This window comes from Streptomyces turgidiscabies Car8 (genome assembly GCF_000331005.1).
Taxonomy (GTDB): Bacteria; Actinomycetota; Actinomycetes; order Streptomycetales; family Streptomycetaceae; genus Streptomyces; species Streptomyces turgidiscabies.
In genome coordinates this window covers 1-6344 of record NZ_AEJB01000436.1, presented here as the reverse complement: position 1 = coordinate 6344, position 6344 = coordinate 1, and the positions used below count along the sequence as shown (strand labels likewise).

Genomic DNA, 6344 nt, shown 5'->3' with positions numbered 1-6344 from the left:
ACCGGACACCCACAACGCCGTTGCCACGCGCCGGAGTTGTGCCAGACCGCCTCGGTGCGGGGAGTTCGCGGCGACGACCAGATGATCGCGCCCGGAGAGCGTGTCGCCGATGAGGGAGCCGAGTTGGCCGGTGCCCACCTGGATGAAGGTCCGGTGTCCGGCCGTGTACATCGCCTCGACCAGCTGCCGGAAGCGCACCGGTTCCAGCAGATGCCGTACGAACAGCTCACGCACCGCCGACTCGCCCGCCGGGAAGGGCGCCGCAGTCGTCCCCGACCAGACGGGGACCGTCGGCGGTTTGAGCCGGAAGCTGCTCGCAGCCTGCTCGATGGGGGCCAGGTAGGGCGCCAACATCGGTGTGTGGAAGCCGGATTGAAAAGGCAGCACCTGACTGAGCACACCCCGGGCCCGGAACGCCCGGACGAACGCCTCGACCGCCGTGTCCGGGCCGCACACCATCGACTGGCCCGGCGCGTTGTCGTGGGAGAGCACGATCCCGGCGTCCGCCCAGTCTTCCTCGGCGAGTGCCGCGAGTACCCGTTCGGCGGGCGCGCCGAGTGCCCCGAAGGCCAGTCCCGGCACACTGACCGAGTCGGGGTCGAAGGTCGCCATGAAGGCGCCGACCTCGTCACCGTCGTACAGACCTGCGGCCACCATCGCCGTCCACTCGCCGACGCTGTGCCCGGCCACCGCGTCCGGGACGACGCCCATGCGGCGCAGTGCCCCGTCGAGCAGCAGCCCGACCCCGACGACGCCGAACCCGTGCCGGCCCACGTCTCCGACCTCGGCCCGTTCACCGGCCGGCAGGACGTCGGTGAGACCGAAGTGGGCTGCGATGTCGTCGACGCGGGGTTCGAAGTCCCCTTCGAGGCCGGGGAAGACAAAGGCGAGGCCTCCCAACTCCCCTATCGTGTCGGCGCGTAGCGGCTCGGGGCGGAACCAGACGTCGCTACGGCCCTGCCACGCCCGTCCCTTGGCGACGGCTCGGCGCGCCAGGGTGAGCCGCTTCGCGGTCGGATCGACGATGCCGAGCCGGCTGCGTCCGGCCTGCGGATGTGGACGGCCGGCGTCGAGTCCGGCGGCGAGTACGGAGGTGTCGTCCGTGTCGAGGAGGGCGGCGAGGGCCTCGGGGGTGTCGGCGGCGAGCAGCAGGACGCGCTCGGGCTCGGCAACAGTGACCGTCGGCCCGGGGGAAGGCAACGGGGACGCGGGCGCCCTCGTTCGTGCTCCCGGCGCCTCCTCCAGCACCACATGGGCGTTGATCCCGCCGAACCCGAACGCGTTGACCGCCGCCCGTCGTACCGGCTGCTCGGCCGTGGTCTCCCAGGGCGCGGCCCGGTCCAGGGGGCGGAAACGGGTGGCCGCGAGGGCCGGGTTCGGGTCGTCGCAGTGGAGGGTGGGCAGGAGCATGCCGTGGTGGACGGCGAGGGCGGCCTTGACGAGGCCCGCGACGCCTGCGGCGGGCATGGTGTGCCCGATCATCGACTTCACTGACCCGATCACCGCCGTATCGGCGCCGCCCTCACTTCCCGCGTACCTCGGCCCGAACACCTCGGCCAGAGTGGCCAGTTCGGCGTTGTCTCCGGCGGGGGTGGCGGTGCCGTGGGCTTCCAGGAGGCCGATGGAACCGGGCTGGGCGGGGTCGAGTCCGGCGGCCCGCCAGGCCTGGCGTACGGCGTGGGCCTGCCCGCCGGGGTCGGGGTTGACGAGCCCGGCGGCGCGGCCGTCGCTGGCCACGCCGGTGCCCCGGATGACGGCGTAGATCCGGTCGCCGTCGCGCTCGGCGTCCGCGAGGCGCTTGAGGACGACCACGCCGGTGCCCTCACCGATCAGGATGCCGTCGGCGCCCCGGTGGAAGGGTCGGATGCGCTGGCTGGGCGAGAGGGCGCGGAGCTGCGAGAAGACGCTCCACAGGGTGATGTCGTGGCAGTGGTGGACTCCGCCGGCCAGCATCACGTCGCAGCGCCCGGAGGCGAGTTCGTTCACCGCCTGGTCCACGGCCACCAGCGAGGAGGCGCAGGCCGCGTCCACGGTGTACGCGGGTCCGCGCAGGTCGAGGCGGTTGGCGACTCGGGAGGCGGCGAGGTTGGGCACGAGCCCGATCGCCGACTCGGGGCTGTCGGGACCGAGGCTGTCCGTGAACGCCGTGCGGATGCTGTCGAGTTGGGCTGGGTCAAGGTCGGGCAGCAACTCGCCCAGTGTCCGTACGAGTTGCCCGGCGGTACGCACCCGCTGGTCGAGCCGGACGAGGCCGGGGGTGAGGTAGCCGCCCCGGCCCAGGACCACGCCGACGCGGTGCCGGTCGGGCAGCCAGTTGTCCAACTCCCCGCGGTCCCCACCCCGCCCTCCGCCTCCTCCGGCGTCGGCGAGGGCTGCGGCGGCCACGTTGAGGGCGATGAGCTGGTCGGGCTCGGTCCCGGAGACGGAGTTCGGCATGATCCCGAACCGGGTCACCTCCACCTCCGCCAGCCCGTCCACGAACCCACCGCGCCGGCAGTACACCTGGTCGGCGACGGCACGGCCACCGGCGGAGTCGGGCCGGTAGTAGGCGTCGGCGTCCCAACGCCCGTCCGGTACCTCGGTGATGGCGTCCGTACCGGCGAGCAGGTTCCGCCAGTAGGCGTCGAGGTCGGCGGCGCCGGGCAGCAGCACCGACATGCCCACGATGGCCACCGGGGTCGCCGACGGGCGGACCGGTCCCTCCGGTGCGTCCAGTCCGGCGACCGCATGACTGTTCGTCATGTCGCCTACCAGCCCGAAGACGTGTAGACGACGGCGCCTGCCGACTCCGTACCCCAGGCCAGTTCGCGGAGCAGCGCGGCCGTGCCCTCCTCGGGGTCGATGAGCCTGACCCCGCGCCGGGCGTACTCGCGCCCGAGTTCGGGGGTCACCATGCCGGTGTGGCCGCCGGTCGGCGCCCACGGCCCCCAGTGCACGGTCAGGGCCCGCTGCCCTGTTCGGCCCGACCATGCAGCGCCGAGGCTCTGGAGGGCGTCGTTGGCGGCGGCGTAGTCGACCTGGCCCCGGTTGCCGAGGACGGCCGAGATACTGCCGAACAGGACGGCGAACGCCGGCCTGTTGGGGAGCTGTTCCAGCGCTGCGAGCAGGGTCTCGGCGCCGGTGGTCTTGGTCCCGTACACGCGCTGGAAGGACTCGGTGGTCTTCTCGGCGATGAGCCGGTCCTCGATCACCCCGGCCGCGTAGACGACGCCGTCGAGGCGGCCGTGCTCGGCGTGGATCTCCTTCACGGCCTGGAGCGCCGCGTCCTGTTCGCGGAAGTCGACGGAGTGGTAGCGGGCCTGGCTGCCGAGGGCCGCCAGTTCGTCGAGCGTGGCGGTGATCTCCCGCTGGGCGAGCAGGAGTTCGGCCTCACGGTTGATCGCGGCCGGGGTCAGTCCGCCCCGGGCGGCGAGGGCCGCGCGCAGTTCGGTCCGGGTACCGGCGGCTGCCGTGGCCGCGTCCTCGGGGCCCTCCGGTGCGGGGGTCCGGCCGAGCAGTTCGATCCGGCAGCGGGAGGCGGAGGCCAGCGCGGTGGCGAACTTCGCGGTGATGCCACGGGCCCCGCCGACCAGCAGGACCACGCTGTCGCGGTCCAGTCCGAGGGCGGCGGCCTCGGCGGCACCGTCCCCGGCGGGTCCGGCGCCGGTGGTGCCGAGTGTGCCCAGCGGGGATTCGACCAGCTCAAGTCCTTGGCGTCCGACGGGCGTTCGCAGGACGACCGGGGTGCGGTCCGGGGCGAGCAACTCGCCGAGCAGGGCGTCGGCGACGGCGACGGCCCCCGTGTCGCCGTTGTCATCGACGAGGTCGATGACGCGTGCGTCCGTCTCCGGGTACTCCCGGGCGACCGTCCGGAAGAGCCCGTGCAGTCCGGCCGACCTCAACTCGGCGGCGCCTGTGCCGCCTTCCGTGGTCACCCGTACGGCGAACAGCCAGCGCGGGGCGAGCCCCAGGGCCGCCTTGAAGACGGGGAACGCCTCCGGCAGCACCGGCGGCCGGGACGAGGCCAGCGGGTCGAGGTACAGCACTCCGTCAACCGGCCCGTCGGTTCCGTCCGCCGCCGTCAGCAGATGCTCGGGGTCGAACACCACCGCGTCGGCGCCGTGTCCGGCGAGCCGCGCCACGACCTCCCGGGCCACCGCACCGCCGTCGTCGTCGCCCAGGATCGCGAACCGCTTTCCGGCCAGTACGGTGGCGGGGTCGGTGCTCCCGGCCCCGGCCCTGCTCGGGGTCCCGTTCCTGTCCTGCTGTTCCAGCAGCACAGGCCGCAACTGGAAGCGCTTCGGTGCCTCACCGGTGACCTCCGGGGTGGGCGATGGGGACGGGGACGGGGATACGGCGGCAACCTCCGTCAAGAGAGGCTGCGTTGCCGCTCCTGCCGCTCCCTGCTGCTCGACTTCGTCCGGCCCGGTGAGCCGCGCCGCCAGCCAGGCCGTCACCGCAGCCGCCGTACGGGCCTTGGCGAGGTCCTCCAACTCGGCGTCCCCGAGCACAGTCAGATCACCGGCACCCCCGACGCCCAGCCGCTGCGCCAACTCACCTGCGATCTCAGCCCGCTTGATCGAATCGACACTCAAGTCAGCTTCCAGATCAAGATCCGGCTCGATCATGTCCACCGGATAACCCGTGCGCTCACTGATGATCTCCAACACCACCCCCAACACCTCCGCCTCCGTCAACCCCTCAGCCGCGGAGACGGAAGCAGGAGCGGGCACGGGAACGGGCTGGGGCCCGGCTGTCGCTAGCCGCGCCGCCAGCCAGACCGTCACCCCGGCCGCCGTACGGGCCTTGGCCAGATCCTCCAACTCGGCATCCCCGAGCACAGTCAGATCACCGGCACCACCCACACCCAACCGCTGCGCCAACTCACCAGCGATCTCAGCCCGCTTGATCGAATCAACACTCAAGTCAGCTTCCAGATCAAGATCCGGCTCGATCATGTCCACCGGATAACCCGTGCGCTCACTGATGATCTCCAACACCACCCCCAACACCTCCGCCTCCGTCAACCCCTCAGCCGCGGAGACGGAAGCAGGAGCGGGCACGGGAACGGCGTAGAGCGCGGGCGGGTAGGTGGGCCCGGTCTCCGGCGCCGTCTGCTGGACCTGGGGCCGGGTCTGGGTCTGGACCGCTTGCAGGGCCTCCGGTGCCGTCGGTCCGGGTATCCACTGGCCCGGCGCCGCGCCGAAGTACGTGAGGAGTACGTCCCGTTGGGCGGCGACCATCTCGCGACTGGTGCGCAGGAACTCGGAGATCAGCGCGTCCCTGCCGGCGGCCGGGGTGGCGTCCTGGTCGTTCGCGGTCACTGTGGTCGTCTCCACTACGCGTCGGGCCGGTGCGAGGGCACCGGGGAGGAGTTCGCCTGCGGCGGTGCGGACCAGGTGGCCGTCGACCGTCCAGCCGGGCCGCTTGGGCGCCTTCGTCCGGGTCGCGTCGACGGCGTCACGCCCGTGGAACAGCCAGCCGGTGCGCACCGGCAGCCCCGCGACGGCCAGTTGGGCCAGCGCGTCCAGCCAGCCGCGCAGTCCGCTGTCGGCGCGCGGTTCGCAGGCGACCGTGCGGTGTGGGCGGTCGCCGAGGATCTGGCCGACCAGCCGGGTCAGTACGGAACCGGGCCCCGCCTCGACGAAGATCCGGGCCCCCGCCTCGTACATGGCCTCGATCTGGGCGACGAAACCGACGGGGGCACCGATCTGGGCGGCGAGTTCGGCACGCACCGCTTCGGCGTCGGCGCCGTAGGGGGCAGCCGTACGGTTGGACCACACCGTGAACTCGGTTGCGTGAACGGGCTGTTGGGCAAGTGCCGTCGCGAAGCGCTCGCCCGCCCCGGCGACCAGCGGGCTGTGGAAGGCGCAGGCGACGGGGATGCGCTTCGCGCCGAGCCCGGCGGCGCGCAGTACCCGCACGGCCTCGTCGACCGCTTCGGTCGGGCCTGAAATCACCGTCTGCTTGGGCGAGTTGTGGTTGGCGACGACCACCGAGGCGGGCGTGTCCGCCGCGCGGAGGGCCGCCGTGACGTCCTCGGCTCCCGCCGACACCGCCGCCATGGTGCCCGGGTCGTCGCCGTTGGCCTGGGCTGCCGCCGAGAGGATCGCGGTCGCGCGTTCCGCGCTCAGGGCGAGGAGGGTTTCCGGGTCGAGGGCGCCGGCCGCGCTGAGGGCGACGAGTTCGCCGTAGCTGTGTCCGGCGGCCATGTCGGGGCGTACGCCTGCCGTGGTGAGGAGGGCGTGGGCGGCGAGGCCTGCGATGCCCAGGGCGGGCTGGGCGGTCCGGGTGTCGGTGAGGGCGGTGTGCTGGCGGTCGCGGCTGGTGTCGTCGAAGGCTGTGGGCGGGTAGAGGAGGTCGGC

At 72.8% G+C, this 6344-nt stretch carries 2 protein-coding genes; both read right to left on the bottom strand.

Annotated features, from left to right (window positions below; translation table 11 throughout):
- Nucleotides 1–2658 (bottom strand): type I polyketide synthase (locus tag STRTUCAR8_RS31860; protein WP_044473250.1); only part of this gene is annotated, 2658 nt, incomplete at its 3' end.
- An 89-nt stretch (nt 2659–2747) separates the two neighbouring features.
- Nucleotides 2748–6344, bottom strand: a 3597-nt coding sequence (locus tag STRTUCAR8_RS54620; protein WP_006380297.1) for an SDR family NAD(P)-dependent oxidoreductase, incomplete at its 5' end; no start/stop codon positions are given.